The sequence below is a fragment of the Litoreibacter roseus genome (assembly GCF_009811795.1).
Lineage (GTDB): Bacteria > Pseudomonadota > Alphaproteobacteria > Rhodobacterales > Rhodobacteraceae > Litoreibacter > Litoreibacter roseus.
In genome coordinates, this window is sequence record NZ_BLJE01000004.1 from 79,975 (window position 1) to 101,255 (window position 21,281).

The 21,281-nt window shown below is 57.8% G+C and carries 24 protein-coding genes; 10 read left to right on the forward strand and 14 right to left on the reverse strand.

What is annotated here, in order from left to right; translation table 11 throughout:
• Positions 1 to 53: 53 nt before the first annotated feature.
• The gene (locus KIN_RS16430) at positions 54 to 701 is read left to right on the forward strand and encodes a CheB methylesterase domain-containing protein (RefSeq protein WP_159809099.1); all 648 of its coding nucleotides are present in this window, start codon (positions 54 to 56) and stop codon (positions 699 to 701) included.
• A 137-nt stretch (positions 702 to 838) separates the two neighbouring features.
• Positions 839 to 1,240, forward strand: coding sequence for a chemotaxis protein CheD (locus KIN_RS16435; protein WP_159809101.1), 402 nt, complete (start codon positions 839 to 841; stop codon positions 1,238 to 1,240).
• A 2-nt stretch (positions 1,241 to 1,242) separates the two neighbouring features.
• Here the strand turns inward: KIN_RS16435 and KIN_RS16440 are convergent, their stop codons facing one another.
• Positions 1,243 to 1,944 carry a winged helix-turn-helix domain-containing protein gene (locus KIN_RS16440; protein ID WP_174239134.1) on the reverse strand — a complete coding sequence of 234 codons (702 nt, stop codon included), beginning with the start codon at positions 1,942 to 1,944 and terminating at the stop codon, positions 1,243 to 1,245.
• Positions 1,916 to 2,206 carry a hypothetical protein gene (locus tag KIN_RS16445; RefSeq protein WP_159809103.1) on the reverse strand — a complete coding sequence of 97 codons (291 nt, stop codon included), beginning with the start codon at positions 2,204 to 2,206 and terminating at the stop codon, positions 1,916 to 1,918. Before KIN_RS16445 ends, KIN_RS16440 begins: the two co-directional genes overlap by 29 nt.
• 138 nt (positions 2,207 to 2,344) lie before the next feature.
• On the opposite strand from KIN_RS16445, the gene KIN_RS16450 reads away from it, so the two are divergent.
• The 3 genes from KIN_RS16450 (at position 2,345) to KIN_RS16460 (ending at position 4,715) form a co-directional block, all read left to right on the forward strand.
• Positions 2,345 to 2,827, forward strand: a complete 483-nt coding sequence (locus tag KIN_RS16450; protein WP_159809105.1) for a hypothetical protein — start codon at positions 2,345 to 2,347, stop codon at positions 2,825 to 2,827.
• A gap of 61 nt (positions 2,828 to 2,888) precedes the next feature.
• A complete protein-coding gene (gene rnhB / locus KIN_RS16455) occupies positions 2,889 to 3,509 on the forward strand; it encodes a ribonuclease HII (RefSeq protein ID WP_159809107.1) in 621 nt (206 codons plus the stop codon).
• A 105-nt stretch (positions 3,510 to 3,614) separates the two neighbouring features.
• Positions 3,615 to 4,715 (forward strand): site-specific DNA-methyltransferase, encoded by a 1,101-nt coding sequence (locus KIN_RS16460; protein ID WP_159809109.1) that lies wholly within the window; start codon positions 3,615 to 3,617, stop codon positions 4,713 to 4,715.
• Between the two features lie 83 nt (positions 4,716 to 4,798).
• Here the strand turns inward: KIN_RS16460 and KIN_RS16465 are convergent, their stop codons facing one another.
• A complete protein-coding gene (locus KIN_RS16465) occupies positions 4,799 to 5,929 on the reverse strand; it encodes an alkane 1-monooxygenase (protein WP_174239135.1) in 1,131 nt (376 codons plus the stop codon).
• A 53-nt stretch (positions 5,930 to 5,982) separates the two neighbouring features.
• A complete protein-coding gene (mutY, locus tag KIN_RS16470) occupies positions 5,983 to 7,041 on the reverse strand; it encodes an A/G-specific adenine glycosylase (RefSeq protein ID WP_159809113.1) in 1,059 nt (352 codons plus the stop codon).
• 79 nt (positions 7,042 to 7,120) lie between these two features.
• Between mutY and KIN_RS16475 the strand changes: the two genes are divergently transcribed.
• Together KIN_RS16475 and KIN_RS16480 are read left to right on the forward strand one after the other, a co-directional pair.
• Positions 7,121 to 7,663 (forward strand): DUF721 domain-containing protein, encoded by a 543-nt coding sequence (locus tag KIN_RS16475; protein WP_159809115.1) that lies wholly within the window; start codon positions 7,121 to 7,123, stop codon positions 7,661 to 7,663.
• Between the two features lie 10 nt (positions 7,664 to 7,673).
• The gene (locus KIN_RS16480) at positions 7,674 to 8,327 is read left to right on the forward strand and encodes a DsbA family protein (protein ID WP_159809117.1); all 654 of its coding nucleotides are present in this window, start codon (positions 7,674 to 7,676) and stop codon (positions 8,325 to 8,327) included.
• Here the strand turns inward: KIN_RS16480 and lpxK are convergent.
• From lpxK to KIN_RS16505, 5 genes are all read right to left on the reverse strand, one after another.
• Positions 8,324 to 9,307 (reverse strand): tetraacyldisaccharide 4'-kinase, encoded by a 984-nt coding sequence (gene lpxK, locus KIN_RS16485; RefSeq protein WP_159809119.1) that lies wholly within the window; start codon positions 9,305 to 9,307, stop codon positions 8,324 to 8,326. The two genes, KIN_RS16480 and lpxK, sit on opposite strands and share 4 nt — an antisense overlap.
• Complete coding sequence (locus tag KIN_RS16490) at positions 9,307 to 10,596, reverse strand: 3-deoxy-D-manno-octulosonic acid transferase (RefSeq protein WP_159809121.1); 1,290 nt, start codon at positions 10,594 to 10,596, stop codon at positions 9,307 to 9,309. The genes lpxK and KIN_RS16490 overlap by 1 nt, the downstream gene beginning before the upstream one ends.
• Before the next feature lie 17 nt (positions 10,597 to 10,613).
• Positions 10,614 to 10,859 (reverse strand): DUF4170 domain-containing protein, encoded by a 246-nt coding sequence (locus tag KIN_RS16495; RefSeq protein ID WP_159809123.1) that lies wholly within the window; start codon positions 10,857 to 10,859, stop codon positions 10,614 to 10,616.
• Positions 10,860 to 10,924: 65 nt separating this feature from the next.
• Complete coding sequence (locus tag KIN_RS16500; protein WP_159809125.1) at positions 10,925 to 11,710, reverse strand: inositol monophosphatase family protein; 786 nt, start codon at positions 11,708 to 11,710, stop codon at positions 10,925 to 10,927.
• A complete protein-coding gene (locus KIN_RS16505; protein WP_159809127.1) occupies positions 11,697 to 13,043 on the reverse strand; it encodes a TldD/PmbA family protein in 1,347 nt (448 codons plus the stop codon). The genes KIN_RS16500 and KIN_RS16505 overlap by 14 nt, the downstream gene beginning before the upstream one ends.
• An 80-nt stretch (positions 13,044 to 13,123) precedes the next feature.
• Between KIN_RS16505 and KIN_RS16510 the strand changes: the two genes are divergently transcribed.
• Positions 13,124 to 13,741, forward strand: a complete 618-nt coding sequence (locus KIN_RS16510; protein ID WP_159809129.1) for an enoyl-CoA hydratase/isomerase family protein — start codon at positions 13,124 to 13,126, stop codon at positions 13,739 to 13,741.
• On the opposite strand, the gene KIN_RS22485 is transcribed toward KIN_RS16510, so the two are convergent.
• Positions 13,738 to 14,040: an HNH endonuclease family protein gene (locus KIN_RS22485; protein WP_243144972.1), complete on the reverse strand. Its 303-nt coding sequence runs from the start codon at positions 14,038 to 14,040 to the stop codon at positions 13,738 to 13,740. The genes KIN_RS16510 and KIN_RS22485 overlap by 4 nt on opposite strands.
• Before the next feature lie 69 nt (positions 14,041 to 14,109).
• Between KIN_RS22485 and KIN_RS16520 the strand changes: the two genes are divergently transcribed.
• Positions 14,110 to 15,432 (forward strand): mechanosensitive ion channel family protein, encoded by a 1,323-nt coding sequence (locus tag KIN_RS16520; RefSeq protein WP_159809131.1) that lies wholly within the window; start codon positions 14,110 to 14,112, stop codon positions 15,430 to 15,432.
• Entirely contained in the window at positions 15,429 to 16,625 is a 1,197-nt protein-coding gene (locus KIN_RS16525; RefSeq protein ID WP_159809133.1) for a TIGR03862 family flavoprotein, read from the forward strand. The genes KIN_RS16520 and KIN_RS16525 overlap by 4 nt, the downstream gene beginning before the upstream one ends.
• On the opposite strand, the gene KIN_RS16530 is transcribed toward KIN_RS16525, so the two are convergent.
• Genes KIN_RS16530 through leuS form a run of 4 tightly spaced genes read right to left on the reverse strand, consistent with a single transcriptional unit; the run spans position 16,601 to position 21,241 of the window.
• Positions 16,601 to 17,188 carry a glutathione S-transferase family protein gene (locus tag KIN_RS16530; RefSeq protein WP_159809135.1) on the reverse strand — a complete coding sequence of 196 codons (588 nt, stop codon included), beginning with the start codon at positions 17,186 to 17,188 and terminating at the stop codon, positions 16,601 to 16,603. The two genes, KIN_RS16525 and KIN_RS16530, sit on opposite strands and share 25 nt — an antisense overlap.
• Before the next feature lie 18 nt (positions 17,189 to 17,206).
• Complete coding sequence (holA, locus tag KIN_RS16535; protein ID WP_159809137.1) at positions 17,207 to 18,229, reverse strand: DNA polymerase III subunit delta; 1,023 nt, start codon at positions 18,227 to 18,229, stop codon at positions 17,207 to 17,209.
• Positions 18,229 to 18,714: an LPS assembly lipoprotein LptE gene (lptE, locus tag KIN_RS16540; protein WP_159809139.1), complete on the reverse strand. Its 486-nt coding sequence runs from the start codon at positions 18,712 to 18,714 to the stop codon at positions 18,229 to 18,231. Before lptE ends, holA begins: the two co-directional genes overlap by 1 nt.
• The gene (gene leuS / locus KIN_RS16545) at positions 18,701 to 21,241 is read right to left on the reverse strand and encodes a leucine--tRNA ligase (protein WP_159809141.1); all 2,541 of its coding nucleotides are present in this window, start codon (positions 21,239 to 21,241) and stop codon (positions 18,701 to 18,703) included. Before leuS ends, lptE begins: the two co-directional genes overlap by 14 nt.
• Positions 21,242 to 21,281: the final 40 nt, after the last annotated feature.

Genomic DNA, 21,281 nt, shown 5'->3' on the forward strand with positions numbered 1-21,281 from the left:
CGCGGAATTCAGAACCGCGTGGCGTTGATTGTAGCTTTTCTGGGGGCTTCGAAGTGCCGAACTTGTTGACGACCTTTGCAAGCCCCCAGCGGTGGCCCGAATTTGAACAGGACAAGGTAATCTGCATCGGTGCATCCACCGGCGGGATTGAAGCTTTGTCAAAAGTGCTCGCCGATTTTCCGGCTCATACACCGCCGGTCGTCATCGTTCAGCACACCAAGTCGGATCGCGTCAGCAGACTGGCACATATGTTGGATGGCGTAACCGAGATGACCGTCAAAGTTGCAGGCGATCTAGAGCCGCTGAGGGTCGGCCACGCCTACCTTGCGCCGGACAATAGCTGCCATCTTGAACTCGCGCGGCGCACGCCCTTGCGACTGCGTCTCGTCGACCGCCCGCCAATTTCGCGACACCGTCCGTCCGTTGACGCACTGTTTCGATCAGCCGTTCCGCACGGACGCCATACCGTCGGCGTGATCCTGACCGGAATGGGGTGTGACGGTGCTCTGGGCATGCTTGAGATGTATCAGAGCGGTGCGACGACGTTTGCCCAAGACGAAGAAACATCGCTGGTCTATGGCATGCCGGGCACTGCGTTGAGGGTCGGGGGCGTAACCAGACAGGTGCCCTTGCAAAAGATTGCAGGCGAGACACTGAAAGCCTGCTTGCCAAGTAAGTTGCGCCGCCGGGCGGAGCCATGAGAGCACCGCAACAGCAGACGCAAACTCTTCTTCAGGGCGATTACATGAGCTCCGATGACGTTAATCTATGCCTGTCCACCTTGCTTGGGTCATGCGTGTCGGTGTGCCTCTTCGATCCGGTAAGCGGAATTGGGGGAATGAACCATTTCCTGCTGCCGGGGGACCGCATCAAATTCTCAAACCGAAAATACGGCACCCATGCGATGGAGTTGCTTATAAACCAGATGCTGCACAAAGGGGCATCCAAGGCCACCTTTCAAGCGAAGATTTTCGGTGGTGCTGATATGCAGAACGGGTTGAAGAACATTGGCAAACTGAACGCCGATTTTGCCAGATCTTTTTTGAAAAACGAAGATATCCCGATTGTCGCGGCATCGCTCAACGGGGTTCATGCGCGACGGGTCAGGTTTTGGCCCGGTACCGGCGCCGCGCAACAATTGAAGGTGCCCGGAATGGAAATGCAAGCCGATCCACTGCAGATCGTGCGACCAAGCACGCGGCCGCGGCAGCGTGGGGCAATCCTTTTCGACGACGACTGAGCTCAGATCATCTTGATGGCTTTTGGCTCAACGGCCAGCACATATCCCTTTCGGGCTATATTCTTGATAAGTAATTCCGACATCATTTGATTGCCCAGATGATCACGCAGCCGCTTGATACGAGTGGCACCTGCGGCTTCGTCACAATCTGCTTCGTCTTTGCCCGAAATCATGGCCTCAATCTCAAGTCCTGACAGAATGTCGTCGTCTAAACGGGCCTCAGCGAGGATTGACAGCGTTTCGAGGGCTGCCTCGGTCAGTTTGAATTCCATATCATTGATCTGAACCATGCGCTGCTCCCTGCTGACGACCAGGGAACTGATCTGAATACCGGACTTTTCGATCCGTGAGATGCGACGCGACAGGGTAACGAGGAAGATCAGAAAGATGAGGGCGGCACAGAGCAATGCTGTGGCAAAGACGAATAGGACGAAAATTATCAGCCGATAAGAGGCTAAAGTTTCCGAGAACGCCGTGCCCGACTGGGCCAAGATTTCCAGCAAGCGAATTTCGCCAGCCCCCGTCATGGCATCGTTCTCAATGAAGATCCGCTCCACCTGAGCGTTGAAGGCGTTTGCATCTGGCAGGTTCGTGAACAGGACAATCGCTGCAATCGCCAAGATCAGGATAACGCAAGAGACGCCAACAGCGATGAACTGTCCTGGGCTGAGCCGATTAGAACCGGAGGAAATAGGATCCTGCATCCCGTTCCTTCCGTTCAAGCTGGTCCGCGCCGAAGATGTCCAGAATGTTGAGAAGTGTCCAGCCCCCGGCCTCCAAGCGCCGCGACGCCGCACGCGCGGCATCACGACGTGACCCGCAATCTGACTGATCCAGTTGAATGACACCGTAATGCAACTGAAGCGGCCTGTCCTTCTTGGCCTTGTAATCGGCATAGCACTCGGCCTGCGCAGTTTGCGCAAAAAATGCTGTCGCCAGAAAGGCTATGGTGAAGAGGCGGTTCATGGGGGTCAGGTATGAGTGCCCAAAACGGGTTATTCAATATCAAATCAAGTGTCAGTCGATAACCACTGGCTGTCTTTGTGCGTCGCCAGGCTTCTGTGTCCTCTGGTCCGGAGAGTATCCGAAGGAGGAAGCCACCAAATGAAACACACTCTACTTACCCTTTTGATCGGAGTGTCGATTGCCATGTCGCCGGTCGCAGCGGCCCCTGCGAGGGCGGATAACGACGTCGCAAAAATCGCAGCCGGACTGGCGACGCTATTTATTCTGGGCAAGGCGCTAGAAGGCCGCGATGATGATCGGAAAAACAAGACAAAGAAGGCCAAGCGACATACAAAACGGTATGATGACAGACACTTCCGACACGACAGCGATGATGACGACGATCGGTATCGTAAGCGCGACCACCGCTCATCCAAGCATCGCCGCAAGATCGCTCCGCGCCGCTGCCTGAGAGAGCAATGGACCCGTCGCAGCTGGCGCGATGTCTATGGCGCAAGATGTCTTGAAGATCGGGCCCGGGTCAGGCCGCCCCGCGATTGCCTGCGCCGCTCGCAGACAGACTCCGGTCCGCGCCGCTTTTACACTCAAAGGTGCCTTCGCCGAAACGGCTGGACACTTTAAGCACCGGCGGAAGATCGCAGGTCGGGCTTGCCACGCGGCAGGCCCGATGCTTTTAAGTGCTATGAAATTGTATCCAAATTATTCACTCGAAGAACAGCTCCAGGCCAAGGGTTCAGCTACCGTGGCCGGCGTAGATGAGGTTGGACGGGGACCATTGGCGGGTCCTGTCATGGCGGCTGCCGCCATACTTGACCCTGCGCGCATACCAAGCGGGCTGAATGACTCAAAGAAATTGAGCATTGCCCGACGCATCGAACTTGAGGTCGAGATTAAAGCCACTGCAATTTGGGCGATTGGTGTAGCGACGGTGTCAGAGATAGATCAACTCAACATCTATCATGCCGCTCACCTTGCCATGAGACGTGCCGTTCTCGCGCTTCCCGCACCGCCCTCGCATGTTCTGGTCGACGGGAACAAATGTCCCGTTGGTTTGCCATGCCCTGCGACGCCGATTGTCAAAGGCGACACCAAATCGCAGTCAATCGCCGCCGCATCAATCCTCGCCAAAGTGGCGCGGGACAGACACATGGTGGATTTGGCGCAACAATATCCCGGCTACGACTGGGATCGGAATGCGGGCTACCCGACAAAGCGTCACATTTCTGCACTGTCTACACTTGGTGTGACCCCACACCATCGTGTCTCGTTTAAGCCGGTGCACAATATATTGTATCAAGATTAAATTCTAACATCCTGAATCATAAAGAATTTGACCGTTTCCCGTCCGTGACTCATCTTCGGCTCAACGGAATAAAAAGCGCAAAAGCGCAACAGTCGAGGCAGACACATGGGAAAATACACCAAGGTTGCGCGTGGAGCGCTGCCTCTCGATACGATATTGGACGGCGACTGCATCGATATGATGAACAGTCTGCCCGAGTCTTCGATTGATCTGATCTTTGCGGATCCCCCCTACAATTTGCAGTTGAAAGGTGATCTTCACCGTCCAGACAACTCCAAGGTTGATGCGGTGGATGACGCTTGGGACCAGTTCGCGAGTTTTGCGGCCTATGACAAGTTCACCGCCAACTGGCTGGGCGCCGCGCGCAGGCTGCTGAAACCCAACGGCGCCATCTGGGTGATCGGGTCCTATCACAATATTTTCCGGGTTGGCGCTGCCATGCAGAACGCCGGGTTCTGGATGCTCAATGATGTCGTCTGGCGGAAATCCAACCCGATGCCAAACTTTCGGGGGAAGCGTCTGACCAATGCCCATGAAACCCTGATCTGGGCGTCGAAATCCGAAGAGTCCAAGTACACCTTCAACTACGAAGCGTTGAAAGCGCTGAACGAGGGTGTGCAAATGCGATCCGATTGGGTTTTGCCAATCTGTACCGGTCATGAGCGTCTGAAAAACGAGGCGGGCGAGAAGGCGCACCCCACGCAAAAGCCTGAAAGCTTGTTGCACCGGGTGATTGTCGCGACAACGCGGCCGGGCGATGTCATCTTGGATCCGTTCTTCGGCACGGGAACAACGGGGGCTGTCGCCAAGAAGCTGGGCCGGGACTTTATCGGCATTGAGCGCGAAGCCTCCTACCGCGCTGTGGCTGAAAAACGTTTGAAGTCTGTTCGGAAATTTGACCGCTCTTCCCTTGAGGTGACGCAATCAAAGCGGGCGGAGCCCCGTGTTCCCTTCGGCCAGTTGGTTGAACGCGGGATGCTGAACCCCGGTGAAGAACTCTGGTCGCTTAACGGACGTCACAAAGCAAAGATCAGGGCCGACGGAACCCTGGTGGGTGATGACGTCAAAGGATCGATCCATCAGGTTGGAGCGGCGCTTGAGGGCGCCCCAAGCTGCAACGGCTGGACCTATTGGTGCTTCAAGCGCGACGGAAAGAATGTGTCCATTGATGTGCTCAGGCAGCAGATCCGCGCAGAAATGAACTGATACCGCAAGTTACCGCCTGTGCCTGCGGCCAATTCCGCAGCACATAACTGCCCCGCACCTATAGGTCGCGGGGCATTTTTTTGTCAGCGTGGCATCGGATTGGACGCTGTTTTATAAGCGCTCCAGTCCGTGATCTCGGGGTAATAGGTCTCACGCCATTTGCGCACACGGGGATTCATAATGCGCCGAAACACGGGTGGCACCATCGCGGCGATGGTCATCACAGGATAGCCATAAGGCAGCTGCGGCGCGTCCGATTGCGTATAGGTTTGAAGCAACGGGAAGCGACGATCTGGCTTATAATGATGATCGGAATGCCGTTGCAGGTTGATCAAAAGCCAGTTCGACGCTTTCTGCGATGCATTCCAGGAATGGCGTGGGAGAACATGTTCATACTTCCCTTCGCCCAGATGTTTACGGGTCAGGCCGTAGTGCTCAATGTAGTTCACCAGTTCCAGTTGCCAGATCGCGACGAACGCTTGGAAAACGAACAGGCCGACACCGACCCAACCGCCTATCACAAAAGCCAGCACCAACATTCCAAGCTGCAGCGCGCCATAACGCCAGAAAGGATTGCTCAGATCGGTAACGGGCAGATTTTTGCGCGCCAGCATTTTCTTTTCGGCGTCCCAAGACGATGTCAGGCAGGCGACTAGAACCCGGGGGAAGAAGTTGTGGAAGCCCTCGTTGTAACGCGCGGTGACGGGATCTTTCGGGGTGGCCACATAGCGATGGTGCACCAGAAGATGTTCCGAGCGGAAATGGGAATAGAGGACACTAGCAAGCATAAGGTCAGCCAACCAACGCTCCAGCTTGTTTTTCTGGTGCATCAGTTCATGGCTATAGTTGATCCCAACGGTCCCCGAAATCACACCAACGCCAAAAAACAATGCCATAAGCTCGCCACCGGACAGGGTGCTGACATGAACACCATAGTAGATCATCCCGAAAATCGTCAGGAACTGGACGGGAAACCAGATCAGCGTGACGAGGCGGTACCAGAACAGCTTATCCGTCTCGGTGTTAGGATCCGCGTTTTCCAGGTCGAGGCCGACGAACGCATCCAGCGTGATGAAGATGCCCCAGCTGTATGCGGGGATCAGTGCAAGCCACCAGCCGCCTTGGCTCGCTGAGAAAATCGCCAGAGGGATCATGCTGAGCGACAACCAAAAGGGCAGTGCGGACGTCATCTTATCAAGACTTGCGGTGTTCATGTGCGGCCTCCCGATCAGGTTAGCGTCAACGATAGCCATACGACTTCATTGCCTCAATCATTCAAGAACACATGCGACGCTACGTCAAAAACCTTCCGGAAGACCGTTGGCAGGTCCGTCGGTCGGAAATCCCGATGGGGTATGTACTGGCCGTTTGACGGGTTTTCTTCAACTGCAACCCATGCAGTTTGAATGGTTAGGATCAAATGAAAATGGGTGAAAGTGTGACGGACTTCCGCATCAAGCGTCGTCCAATCCGCTGAAATAGGGGCAGATGCGGTCGGCGCGTCCGACCAGTCGGATCCCGGCCAACCCAGCATTCCGCCCAGCAGCCCCTTATCGGGCCGCCGCTCCAACAGCCATGCGCCGTCCGACCGACGGGCCACGTAGACGACGCCCTTGCGGGTGGGCTTCGCGGCCTTGGCCAGTTTGCGAGGCAAATCCGCTGCGATCCCAAGGTCGCGTGCCTTGCATCCGGTCATCCAAGGGCAGATGCCGCAAGCCGGGCGCTTCGGTGTGCAGATCGTGGCACCCAGATCCATGACAGCTTGTGCATAGTCACCCGGTCGTTTCTTGGGCGTTAGGCTTTCCGCCAACGTTGTCAATCGTGCCTTGGCGGGTGGCAGCGGTTCTTCGACGGCAAAAACACGGGCCATGACACGCTCTACGTTGCCGTCAACGACGGTCTCTGGCTGATCAAACGCGATGGAGGCTATCGCCGCAGATGTATAGGGGCCAATTCCCGGCAGAGATTGCAGCGCCGCGCGATCGGACGGGAAAATGCCGTTGTAGCGCTCTGTCACCACGCGGGCGCACTTTAGAAGGTTGCGTGCCCGAGCGTAGTAGCCCAGCCCGGCCCATGCGGCCATGACGTCGTCGTCTTCTGCGCGGGCCAGGTCAGAAACGGTCGGCCAGAGTTCTGTGAATTTGAGAAAGTAGGACCGCACCGCCGCGACGGTTGTTTGCTGTAGCATGATCTCGCTGAGCCAAACGCGGTAAGGGTCCGGTCGATGGCCGCTTTTGCGATCTTCCGGTGAGACGCGCCATGGCATGATACGGGCATGGCGATCATACCACGTCAGCAGGTCTTCGGGCTGTGGCGTTTCACACAAAATTTACTGCCTCGTGTGGTGTGTTTTAGATGGCGCAGGGTGGCTGGGCAGGTAAAGTGCGCCCACTTTAGAGGATGACATGACCCGGAACCCTTACCCCTCGCAACCCCGAAAACCTGCGCCCCGTGGACGCGGGTTTGGCGCGGTTGCAGGTATGATCCAAGGTCAGGTTCGCAAGGCTGGCGAAAAACGCGGATTTGCCGTGATGCGGCTTTTGACCCACTGGTCAGAGATTGTGGGGCCAGATCTGGCCACGATTGCGAAGCCGGTGAAGGTGGGGTACAGCCGCGACAGTTTCGGGGCGACGCTCACCATTTTGACGAAAGGCGCGCATGCGCCGATGGTTCAGGCGCAATTGCCAAAAATCCGCGAGCGGGTGAATTCGGTCTACGGCTATTCGGCCATTTCGAATGTGCGCATTACGCAAACGGCCCCGGTTGGATTTGAAGAGGGCCGATTGAGCTTTGATGCAGAGCCGCGGCCACCCAAGCCGGCAGTTAGCCCGGAATTACGCAACAAAACGGCAGAATTGGCGCGGGATGTCGAAAGCGACAGTCTCAGACACGCGCTGGAACAACTCGGACAAAACGTACTTGGCCGGAAGGCCGATCCAAAGACATGAGGAACGCATTATGAATAAGACCTTGGTCATTGGCGCCGCAGTCGCGGTCGCTATTGGGGTAGGTGCCATGTTCTTTTCGGGCAGCGGCGCGCAGCAATCGCCAGTGTCGCCCGCACAGGCCCAAACGGCAGGTGATGTCGATATCTCCGGCGTGCAAGACATGACCATCGGGGCGGAGGACGCGCCGATCACAATTGTCGAATACGCGTCCTTCACATGTCCGCATTGTCGTACATTCCATGAGAACGCCTTCAAGCAGTTGAAGGCAGACTACATCGACACGGGCAAGGCTAAGTTCGTTTTCCGGGAGGTCTATTTCGATCGCTACGGTCTTTGGGCCGGAATGGTGGCGCGATGCGATGGTGGATCCCGCTATTTTGGCATTGTCGATATGATCTTCGAAACCCAGCAGCAGTGGACGCAGGGCGAAAATGTCGACATCGCCAACAATCTGAAAAAGATGGGTCTGCTTGCGGGTATGGATGGGGAAACGATTGATGCCTGCCTGCAAGATGCCGAGAAGGCGAAAGCTCTGACAGCATTCTATCAGCAAAACGCACAGGCCGATGGCATTCGCGCGACGCCGTCCTTTGTAATTAATGGCACAACGCACAGCAACATGAGCTATGCGGACATGAAAGAAATTCTCGACGCAGAACTCTAGGGCAGGATTTTTTCCATCAGCCCATCAAGGACCGACCAGTCGTCCAGCTCCAGTCGGACCGGAACCGTCAAAACCTGCTGCCTCGATGCGGGCGGCAGGCGCACAGCGTCTTTTTCGGTGGTCACAAGCTGCGCGTTCATTGCTGCGGCTTCTCTCTGAAGTCTCTCCATCAAGGGGGGCGACAGATCTTGATGGTCGCTCAGGGCTTCGGACTTCACGACATCTGCACCGAGTGAACTGAGCGTTGCGAAGAACTTCTGAGGATGTCCAATCCCCGCAAAGGCCAGAACGCGAAGGCCCGTCCACGGCATGCCGGTTTCAAGTGGTTCCAGATGCCCCGTTGCATGGGGCAGGGCGATGTTCCCGCCCCAAGTACGGACAAAATGGGTCTGTGTTTGGGGCGGCCCGATACTCAGAACAAGATCAGCGCGCGCGAGACCCACGTTGATAGGCTCCCTAAGGGGCCCCGCCGGCAAAACACAACCGTTCCCAAAGCCCCGCGCTGCATCCACGACAACAATGGACATATCTTTTACCAATGCCGGACTTTGAAATCCGTCATCGAGGACAAGAACACCTGCCCCCGCATCAACGGCCATTTGTGCACCTGCACGGCGATCATCAGACACCCATGTCGGGGCAAAGGCCGATAGCAAAAGCGGCTCATCCCCCACGTCGCCGGCACTATGGATCTGTGGGTCGACCAGCACCGGTCCTTTCAGACTGCCGCCATATCCTCGGGACAGGACATGCGGTGTGTGACCTTTGTCCAGAAGCCGCTGACACAGAGCGATAACCGTTGGTGTTTTCCCGGTTCCGCCGACGTTGATGTTTCCGACACAGATCACCGGGATGGACAACTTTAGGGGGGTACCGGTCGCAATGCGGCGCGCAGTAGCGTAGGCGTAGACCTGCCCGATAGGTTGTAGCAGGGTTGCCCGCAGGCCCTTGTCTCTGTGCCAAAAGCGGGGCGCCTGCATCACTTGCTCTCGGTGCGTGTCAGGAGATCCAAAAGCAGGGCGCGCGCCCGTTCGATAGCCTCTGCGCCGGACGTCGTCGCCTCCCACGCGGCGTGCGCCATAGCTGCGGTCTCGTGGGGTTCTTGAAGCTCGACGATGATGTCACCCAGTTCCCGCGCGTTCGCCGCTTGGCGCGCCGCGCCCGCATCGGACAAACGCTCATAAGCTTCTGCGGCGCTGGAGATATGGGGCCCGTGCACAATCGCTGAACCAAGGGCCGCGGGTTCAAACGGATTGTGCCCCCCGATCTCAGCAAGCGATCCGCCGACAAAGCTGACCGGGGCAATGCGATACCAAAGCCCCATCTCACCCAAGGTATCAGCAACGTATATATCAATGTTTTCGTCTGGGGACTCCCCGGCGGACCGCAATCCGACGGACCAACCGTCAGCGCGTAGTGCGGCTGCAATCTCCGGGCCGCGATCCGGGTGGCGTGGCGCTATGATGAGAAGAAGCCGGGGCGACCTGCGCCGCGCGATCCGATGGGCATCCGCCGCCGCGCTTTCCTCCCCTTCATGGGTGGATGCGGCCAACCAAACTGGTCGGGTCTTGAGGCTTTCCGCGATATCCGCGCGTTCCCTTTCGTCATGCGGCAAGGCGCCGCCGCTTTCTTTAAGCGAACCAGTGACTTCAACCGCGCCTGATTTGATGCCCAAAGAAACGAGGTGCGATTTCGTCACTTTGTCCTGAGCCAAAATGTACGAAAAGCATCCGAGCACACCGCGCGCCGCACCGCGAAACCAGCGCCATCTCTTGAAGGACTTGGATGACATCCGCGCGTTCAGCAACACCATTGGGATCCTGCGCTTGTGCGTTTGGCAGATCAGAGTGGGCCACAGTTCGCTTTCCGTGAAGACCGCGATGTCGGGCTTCCAATGATCCAGAAAGCGGACAACAAATGCGCGCGCGTCCAAAGGAACAAACTGGTGGATCGTCTGATCTGTGATCCGCTTTTCCAGCAATTCAGCGGATGTCCTCGTGCCTGTTGTGATCAGAACGTTCAGATCCGGGCGATCGTCGAGAATCATCTCTATGAGATCAAGCACCGACAGGGATTCCCCGACGCTGGCGGCATGAAACCATAGGAGTTGCCCATCAGGCCGGGCCCGCTCGGCGATGCCCCGGCGCTCGTTGATGCGGTCTGGATCTTCTTTTCCCGCTTGCAACCTGCGTTTCAGCGTCCGGTCCGCAAACCGAACAAGAAACCTCGATACGGTGAGGTAGGTTGCAAGGACAGGTGAGACGGGCATGGTGTGTTGCGTGACGATCAGTCACCCAACTCCTCGGTCGAGCTGGCCGCCGTTTCTTCATCACGCAGACGGTGAATATGGGCTATGAAATAGCGCATGTGCGCGTTGTCGACCGTTTTTTGCGCCTCTGACTTCCATGCATCGTAGGCCGTCGCATAGTCCGGGAACATACCGACGATATGAATATCATCCACGTCCTTGAAGGCATTCTTGGTGGGGTCGATCAACTCGCCGCCAAAGACCAGATGCAAACGTTGTGTCATTGGAAACTCCGTATTCTGTGGGGGCCTTCTAAGCCATGCATCCCGATCACGACAGGAAATAATGTTTAGGCGGCTGGTTGTCTGAGCCTAGCCTGTAGTGCGGTGTGAAGGTCTTTGCCAGCCGCATGACAGCCCTTCGTCTTCGCGCCGGTGCTGTTGAAGACCAACGGATCATCATGACGGTCCGTCACACGCCCACCGGCCTGCCTGACGATCAGATCGCCTGCCGCAATGTCCCATTCCCAGCAGTCGCGAAGGGTCAGCATACCGTCATAGCGACCCTGTGCTACGAGACACAGCCGGTACGCCAAGGAGGGTCGGAACTTCCGCGTGAAGGACGGCACGGCCCCGACCCAGTGCATGGCGTCTAGGTTCGGCTTTGCTGCCAGCACCGTCGCATCCTCAATTTCGAGGGCGGCGCTGGTGGTAATGGTTTCACCGTTGAGTTGGGCACTCTCGGTCTCGCTGGCGGTATAGAGCAAATCCAGCAGGGGCAGATACACAACAGCGGTGGTGACCCGCCCATTTTCCGCGATGGCCAGAGAGTGCGCAAAGCTTTTCTCGCCTGCGATGAAGGTCCGCGTGCCATCGATGGGATCGATAATGAAAACCCGATCCCGCTCAAGCCGCGCGGCGTCATCCTCCGTCTCTTCCGAAAGCCAGCCATAGGTCGCACGACTCGACAAAAGTTCAGCCCGGAGCATTCTGTCGATCTCAAGATCCGCTTCCGTCACAGGCCCCGCACCATCGGATTTCTCCCAGATCTCCGGCGAGGCTTTGAAATGCCTCCGGGCGATTGCACCGCTTGCCTTGGCGGCGTCGATCAGAAGGTCGAGGTCACTCTCCGGCAAGTGTCAGGCCTTCAACAAGCAGGCTGGGTACCACGCGCGACAAATGCAGGCGCGCGTCGTTTGCCGGGCGGATGGTTTTCAACATATCCAGCAGGTTGCCGGCGATCGTGCATTCGTTGACCGGGTATTGCAGCTCGCCGTTTTCCACCCAGAAGCCTGAGGCGCCTCTCGAGTAATCCCCTGTATTTGGGTTGATGGTGGATCCTATCATCGATGTGACAAGCAGCCCGGTGCCCATGTCGCGGATAAGCTCGTGGCGGCTTTGTGTGCCTTGCGTCATGCTGACATTGCTGACAGCCGGGCTGGGTGGGGCCGTCGTGCCGCGGGCTGCGTTTCCGGTGCTTTCCATATCAAGTTTCCGCGCCGTGGCGAGATCCAGCGTCCAACCGGTAAGGACACCGTTCTCCACAATGTGCCGCCCGGATGTGGGCAGACCTTCCCCATCGAACGGTCGGGATCCCAACGTCCGCGCGCGGTGAGGCTCTTCGATCAGATCAATCCCATCCGGCAGAATTTGCGCGCCCAGCTGATCGCGCAACCAAGACGAACCGCGGACAATCGACGCACCGTTGCTGGCCACAAGGATGTGGCCGAGCAGACTGGATGAAATGCGTTCATCGAACACGACCGGATAGCTGCCGGTTCTAGGTTTCCGGGAGCCCGCGCGCTCAACGGTCCGCTCTGCTGCTATCCGTCCGATCTTTTCCGGTGACATCAGGTCGTCGCGGTAGATCCGGGTGTCGCCGAAATAATCCCGCTCCATCTGCGTCCCTGTACCAGTCACCGCGACACAGGATAGGCTACTGTCGGTTCGCGTGTAGCCGTCCGAAAATCCATTGCTCGCTTGCAGATGGATGCGCCGACGGGCGTAGCTGGCGGACGCGGACTGAACTTGACTAACGCCGTCTACCTCAAGCGCCTTGGCCTCCGCCCGGCGGGCGTGGTCTTCAAGCTCAGCGGCGGGCGGCTCTTCTGCGGGATCGTAAAGGTCGAGCGCGGCGGGGTCCCATCCATTCGACAACTGCTCCGGATCAGCCAAGCCAATCGTTGGATCATCCGGTGCTTCCTTGGCCATCGCGACCGCGCGGTCCGCCATCGTGTTCAGCGTCTCGGGGTCTGCCAGTGACGACGAGACACACGCTTGACGTTGGCCCACGATCACCCGCAACCCGATGTCGAGACCTTCGGACCGCTCTGCGTGTTCAAGCGCGCCCTTCAGCACATCAATGGTAACACTTGTGCCGTCCACCGCGATGACGTCAGCACCGTCGGCCCCTGCTTTCAGGGCAGCGGTCAGCAGTTGGTCGGTCAGGTCAGACAATTTCCGGGGCATGGCGCATCCTTTTGCGGCTTGCGTGTTGACCTAGTGCCAAGATACCCCCGGCGCAACCATATGGGATGGTGGAGGCTGATATGATTGATCTTGAGCGTGACACGGACCATTGGCGCATCACGCTGAACAGGCCGGATAAGGCGAACGCCCTAACCCGCGCGATGCTGAACGACATCGCAGCCATCACCGAAGACGCGCAGGACAAAGCCAAGGTTTTGTCGCTGCACGGTGCGGGTAAGGTATTCAGCGCAGGTGCCGATCTTGCCGATGCAAAGGCTGGTTTGGCGACTGACCCGGTCTGGGAACGTTTGTCCGGTGCAATTGCTGCGTTTCCGGGTCTTACAATTGCTGCGCTGAACGGCACCTGTGCTGGAGGTGCGATGGGCATGGTGCTGGCGTGCGACTTGCGGATCTGTGTCCCGACTGCCAAGTTCTTTTATCCCGTGATGGCACTTGGCTTTCTGCCGCAGCCAAGCGATCCGTGCCGTCTGGTTCGCCTCTGCGGGCTGTCTCGGGCTAAGATGATCCTGCTGTCCGGTCAGAAGATCCCGGCAGATCAGGCGTTGTCCTGGGGGCTTGTCGACCGGATCGTCGCACTTGAGGACCAGAACGCTGAGATTGATCGCCTCTCGGCGGATCTACTCGCAGCACAGCCTAACCATACCCATGCCATTAAAGCACTGATAAACCAAACCTAACGTCCCTTCCGCCGCGGTCCCGGCGTTTTGGAATGAAAGTCCGGTGGTCTCTTCGAGACCCAGCGGATGAACTTTTCTAACCTCGGGTGCAGGCGCAAAGCCTGGATGGAATTGTAGTTTCGCGCCAGGTCCGCCTCGCTTAGCGTCGCGTGGATTTCGTTGTGGCACAACTGGTGCAACAGAACGACCGGGCCACCTTTTCCACCCTTCAGCTTTGGTGTCAGATGATGGAGGCTTTGTTTCGCATGTGGCGGGATAGGGCGGCCACATAAGGGGCAAAGAGGCACATCTTCAGGGATCACGTGGCTTTCCTTGTGAAATTCATATGCTTAAGAATGCTTCACCAGTGGTGAGGGGCAAGAACAGCAATGGATTTGACGCAGTATCTGGGCCCATTGGCGGGCTATGTGGACACCGGAACGGAGCTTGCGCTGAAGTGGCTTACGAGCCCAGCGGCCTGGTCCCAGTTTGCCCTTTTGGTCGCGGCGTTTCTCGCGGCAATCGTGACCTCCAGCTACGTGGGGCGGGTTTTGACGCGGCTATTGACCCCAGCGGATGGGGCCACGTCCCTCTTTGCCCAGATCCGGCTGTTCGTGCTGCGTTTCCTGCCGCTTTTATTGCCACTCTTTGCCTATGTTTTCACAGCCGTCGGTGAGGGAATTGTCCGGTCCCTGTTTGAATCCGGGGCGGTCATCGCTTTTGGCAAACGCGTCTTCATGTTCATTGCCGCACGCAGGTTGGCCCGGGACATCGTTACTGATCCGTTCCTCAAGCTTTTGGCGAAGTACATCCTGCTGCCCATCGCAGCCCTCTATGCCCTAGGACTGCTCGAACCCGTAACGCTGTACCTGACCGAGACAACCGTCGGCATCGGGAACATTTCGTTCAGCGCCATTTCGCTCGTGCGCGGAATCATCGCCGGATCGTTGCTATTCTGGCTGGGACGCTGGTCGAACGACCGCAGTGCAAGCTACCTAAGCAACCAAGACGAGATGCGGCCGGCCACGCGGCAGCTTGCCATCAAGACCGCTGAGATTGTGATTTTCGGCGTGGCGTTCTTGCTGTTGATGAACATCATGGGGATCAACCTGTCCACGCTCGCGGTTCTGGGCGGTGCGATTGGTGTGGGCCTTGGCTTCGGTCTCCAGAAGATCGCATCAAACTTCATCTCGGGCGTGATCCTTCTGCTCGAAGGTCAGGCCACAGTCGGGGATTTCGTGGAACTGGATGGCGGCGAGGCGGGGACAATTGTAAAGATGACCGCCCGCGCCACGATCCTTGAAACCTTTGACGGCCGTTGGATCGTTGTGCCGAACGAAGACTTCATCACCACGCGCGTGATAAATTACTCCGACGCCGGGTCAGCCAACAGGTATGAGGTCGAGTTTTCCGTCAGCTATGACACCGATATCAACAAGGTCCCTGATATAGTGACCACAGCTGTTGCCACTCATCCGGATATTTTGAACGAGCCGGATGGGCCAGACTGCGAACTGAAGGCCTTTGGTGACAGCGGGGTAGAGTTCGGCCTAGAATTTTGGGTGAATGGCATCGACGACGGTAAGAACAAATATGCCTCAGATGTGATGTTCTTGATCTGGAACGCGTTGAAAGAACACGACATCGAAATTCCTTATCCACACCGCGTTGTGGAACTCAAAGGTGCCGTGCCTGCTGATCTGACCGCGTGAAACCCGCCTTGGTGATAGGCGCGGGCCCCGCCGGTCTTATGGCGGCGGACCGATTGGCGGCGGCGGGGCTGCCCGTCGTCATGGCCGATCAGAAACCGTCGTTCGGGCGCAAATTTCTAATGGCGGGCAAGTCGGGGCTTAACCTGACGAAAATCGAGGATCGCGACCGCTTCAACGCCGCCTACGCAGAAGCCACGCCGCTGTTGCAACCAATGATCGAAAACTTCGGACCGGACGCCATCATCGCGTGGGCGGAAGCACTAGGGCAAGGGATATTCAAAGGATCCACCGGCCGCGTGTTTCCGCAGGTCATGAAGGCCTCGCCCCTGCTGCGGGCGTGGCTCGCACGCCTCGACGACTTGGGGGTGGAGCGCAGGGTGAGATGGCGCTGGTCCGGCTTTTCGGAACAGGACTGCATGTTTGACACGCCAGAGGGACCGCAACGGGTCACCCCTTCGGTTACCGTTCTTGCGATGGGCGGGGCAAGCTGGGCGCGGTTGGGATCGGACGGGGCATGGGCCACGCACATGGGCGACCGGATCGACATCGCGCCGTTCCAGCCCGCGAATGTAGGCTTCCGCGTAACGTGGTCGGATCACATGGCGGGCTTTTTTGGAACACCTTTGAAAAACATTGCTCTCCACGCGGGATCTCAACGCACACGCGGGGAGGTTGTGATTTCGGAGCAGGGGATCGAAGGCGGCGGGATTTACGAAGTGTCCCGTCCGCTGCGGGATGGAGCCCCACTTACCTTGGACCTTCTGCCCGACCTGACCCCGGCTCAAATCACTGACCGTCTGTCCGGCCCGCGAGGCAAGGCGTCTCTTTCCAACCACATTCGGAAAACTTTGAAGTTGCCACCGGCAAAGCTAGCCTTGCTTCAGGAATTTGCACGCCCCTTGCCATCAGCGCCGGAGGCGCTCGCTGCCATCATCAAGTCGTTGCCAGTCCGACTGAACGGGCCGATGGAGATGGAAGGCGCGATCTCCACTGCCGGTGGGATCGTCCTTGATGCCTTGGACAACAGTTTGATGCTGAAATCTGCGCCGGGTGTATTCGCAGCGGGCGAAATGCTGGATTGGGAAGCCCCGACTGGAGGCTATTTGTTGACGGCTTGTCTTGCGACGGGCAGATGGGCTGGGGACCACGCGGCCGAGTGGGCGAAGGCTCAGGACGCGGCGGCGGCCTTGTAGGCGTCGCGCGCTTTCATCCGGCTCAGATAGTCGGACAGAGCAGGGTCATTCAGGCCAAGCTTTGCGATGATACTCCATCCCAGGCAGTGGGTCAGGACGATGTCCGGCACGGTAATCTGGTCGCCCATCAGGAATGCCTTGTCGCCGAGCCTTGCGCCCATCCGCGCCGCGTTGGTCTCAAATTCCCATCTCAAGGTTTCTTTGACCGCAGGTACCCGACGATCTTCGGGCAAGACAAAGCTGTGTTTGGCGGCTGTCCACAAAATCGCGTCGAATTCATCAAGAACCGTGTGGGTCAACGCATCCTGCGCGGCGCGCTCTTTTGTTCCGGCAGGATGGGTCAAATTTTGATGCTTATCGGCAAGATAGGTGATGATGGCGGTGGAATCCGTCATCTGCACATCACCATCCAGCATGGCAGGCACTTTTCCCGTCCCATTCATCGCCCTTACATCCGCATCGCCCGGCAGGGACGGGACATAGTCGTAGGGCTGATCCAGTTCCTGCAACGCCCAGAGCACGCGGAAAGCGCGACTTTTTACGGTTCCGAAGACTTTATACATGTCGATTCCTCCAGGCGGTTACCGTCGTGCCATCATTGCCAATCGAATAAGGGCCCGTTCCATCAGTGCCATCTGCGGGACGGGTTGAGACGAACGCAATTGCAGGTCCGTATCGGTCAGCACGCGTAACGCAGCCTCCAGCTTACGGGCGCCCCATGTTTTGGCCTGACGCGCCATTCGGTCTTTCCGCTTGAAATTGACCGGCGGTCGGGCGCGGGCAAGACCAGCTTCGGGGCCTTTGGGATCACTGGCCGCGAGATAGAGCTTACGAAAATGCTGGGATGCGCCGATGCACAGCCGAACTGCTGCAACCCCCTGCGCCTCCAGTTTGCTGAGGATCGTCCCGATTTCCTGAACGCGGCCCTCGGCGACGATGTCCAAAGCGTCATCCAAGGCAGCCTCAGCCGTTGCTGGGGCGCATAACGCAATATCTTCGGGGGATACCGGCGTCTCGTCGCCAAGCTTGTAAAGGCTGAGCTTCTCGACCGTCTGTTTGAAATCACCCGGCTCAAGAATGCGTCCCAGATCCATAAGATCGCTCATCGCGTCGGGCGCTACCTGGCCGAGACCTGCATCGCGCAAGTCTTTCTCGATTTCGTCACGTCCCGGTGGATCAGCGTAGACCGCTGCCGCGTAGGCGTTCGGATGGGCTTCAAAGAGCTTTCTCAGCTTCGACGTTGGCTTGAGTTGCCCTGCGGTGATCACCACAAAAGCATCCCCTTGTTGCCAGTCATCGATGGCCGCCGTTACGCTGGCAGCCAGAACATCATTCGCCTCTTCCAGAAAAGCGACACGCTGGCCGGGGAAAAACCCGACGGCCTTGATCGCATCGCTCAAAAGCGCCGGTTCCTTGCGCATCTCGCTGGCTGCAATACGCGTCAGGCGCATCTCATCCTCGCCTGTGGGGCCTATCAGGGCGCTGATCAGCTGTTGGCGCTTCAAAGCTGTCCGCATTGGGTCAGGGCCGTAGATCAGCACCCCTGTGCGCGTTAGGTCGGGCTTTTCGAAGAAACTGCGTGCATCGCGGGGGGGAAGTTTCATCAGGTGAATTCGTCCGAGCGCACCAGAAGTTGCGAGATTGCCTTGTCCGCCAAGGAAACCATCAACCGGTCAGAGGCATCGCGCTGGGCGGCCAATGTGGCCACCGGCTGCTCGGACGCGGAATAGGCGGTGAAGGTGTTGATCGTGCCATCGATGAGAGGCTTACGCGTCTGCGCATCCCGCAGCGTGTAGCTGAGCGTGCCAAGAACATTGTAGCGCGTAATGTCGTTGGCATCGCGAATGGCCAGCCCGCTCTCTGATGTGCGGATCGAGTAGTCCAGCACGTATTTAGGCGCCGTCGCCTGACCGAGACGGGACTCCATCTGTTCGACGAACGTAAACTCCAGCTGGGTATCGGGTGCGCGCACACCGATGTCACGCCTAAGGCCGGAGGTTGCGTTGCCGGATTGATAGACCGGCTCAAACCCGCACCCGGCAACGGCTGCACCCGCAAAGAGAAAGAAGCGTCTGTCAAACGACAACATTGATGATCCGGCCCGGGACAATGATAAGCTTTTTCGGTGCAGCGCCATTAAGCGCCCGCATCACAGCATTGTCGGCAAGCGCCTGCTTTTCAAGCTCTTCCTTGGGCGTGTCCTTTGGCACCGTCAGCTCAGAACGGCGTTTGCCGTTCACCTGGATTGGCAGCGTGACCGTATCCTCGACCAAAAGCGCCTCGTCCGCTTTCGGCCACGATGCATTGGCAATCAGACCCTCACCGCCTAGATGGGACCAGATTTCTTCAGCTAAATGCGGTGTCATGGGTGACATCAGTTGGGCCAGCGTCTTGATGGCCTGCCGTTTGGCACCGGGGCCCGCGTCCGATTTCTGGATCGTATTGGCGAACTCATGCAGTTTTGCAACCGACTTGTTGAAGCCAAAGGTTTCAATGCCTTGGGTGACCTCATGAATGGCCTGCGCGGTCGCACGCTCCAGCGCGGGATCGGTGTCTGATCCTTCAGGTAAGTCAGTGGCCAGCCGCCAGACACGTCCCAGAAATTTCCACGCGGCATCGGCGCCGGCCGCCGTCCATTCCACGTCCCGCTCGGGGGGGGAGTCACTCAGGACAAACCAACGCGCCGTGTCGGCGCCGTACTGGTCGATGATATCCACCGGATCGACCACATTCTTCTTGGACTTCGACATCTTGGCCGAGGGGATCACTTCAATCGGCTCGCCAGTGGCGCGCAGCGTTTTCGCAGCCTCATCCACGTCTTCGGGCAGGTGGTAGACGGGTCGTCCCGCACCATCGCGCGTCTGATAGATGGCATGCGTGACCATGCCTTGAGTGAAGAGTGCATTGAACGGCTCAATGGCAGAGGCGGGCAGGTGACCGGTCAAATGCATGGCCCGCGCGAAGAAGCGGGAATAGAGCAGGTGTAGGATCGCGTGCTCGACGCCGCCGATATATTGATCGACATTCATCCAGTAGGCCGCGTCATCGGCGTTTGTCGGGTCTTCTGCATCCGGGGACGTAAACCGCGCAAAATACCAGGATGAGTCCACAAATGTGTCCATCGTGTCGGTTTCACGTTTCGCGGCTTTCCCGCAGGCAGGGCACGGCGTGTCACGCCATGTCGGATGGCGGTCCAGTGGATTGCCGGGAATGTCGAAATTGACATCATCGGGCAACTCGACCGGCAGGTTTTCCTTCTTTTCCGGGACGATGCCGCAGTCTTCGCAATGCACAACCGGGATAGGACAGCCCCAATATCTCTGGCGGCTCAAACCCCAGTCCCGCAGGCGGAACTGAGTTTCGCCCGTACCGATGCCTTGCGTCTCGGCCCACTCAATTGTCGCGTCGATTGCTTCCTGACCCGTCGCGACGTCGACGCCAGCAGGCTGATTGATCCATTTCACGGTGTCGGTCTTTGGTGGAACAAACGCTGTGCTCTCGACACGGGTGTCATCGTCGATTGCGACAAACGTATCGATCACCGTCAAGTCGTATTTTCGCGCAAAATCCAAGTCTCGCTGGTCATGAGCCGGACAGCCAAAGATCGCGCCTGTCCCGTAGTCCATCAGAACAAAGTTGGCGACCCATACAGGCAGTGTTTGGCCATCATACAGAGGATGCTTGACAGTGAGGCCCGTGTCATAGCCCAGTTTTTCTGCTGTCTCCAAGGCCTCTTCTGTTGTTCCGCCCTTCCGCACATCGATGGCGAAATCGGCAAGCTTCGTATCCTGTTCTGCCAAAGCGCGGGCCAAGGGATGTTCCGGCGCAATGGCGATGAAGCTTGCACCTGCCAAAGTGTCAGGGCGTGTGGTGTAGACTTCGATATTGTCAAAATCAGCTATGGTTTCGGTCAGGTTGAAGGCCATGCGCAAGCCGCGCGATTTTCCGATCCAGTTGGCCTGCATCAGCTTGACCTTCGCAGGCCAGTTATCCAGCCCGTCGATGGCGTCCAACAACTCTTCGGCCATATCCGAGATTTTGAAGAACCACTGGGTCAGGTCGCGCCGTTCCACATCGGCGCCGGACCGCCACCCTTTGCCGTCAATGACCTGCTCGTTGGCCAGCACGGTCATGTCGACCGGGTCCCAATTGACTGTGGCTTCCTTCCGGTAGATCAGATTGGCCGCCAACATGTCCAAGAACAGGGCTTGCTGTTGACCGTAATAGTCCGGATCGCATGTGGCGAATTCGCGGGACCAGTCAATGCTGAGGCCCAGAGGTTTCATCTGCTCGCGCATGACCGCAATATTGTCGTAGGTCCAGTCCTTCGGGTGACCGCCAGATGCCATAGCCGCGTTTTCCGCTGGCATCCCGAACGCATCCCAGCCCATTGGATGCAACACGCTGAAACCACAGGAAGATTTATATCGCGCGATTACGTCGCCCATGGTGTAGTTGCGCACGTGTCCGATATGGATCCGCCCAGACGGGTAGGGGAACATCTCAAGGACATAATACTTATCGCGATTGTCCTTCCGGACAGCTCGGAAGGTATCGGCATCTTCCCATGCTTTTTGCCATTTCGGCTCTACGGTGCGGGCGTTGTAGCGGGACATTTCTATTCCTTGGATGCAAAGAAGCCGGGCCTTGAGACCC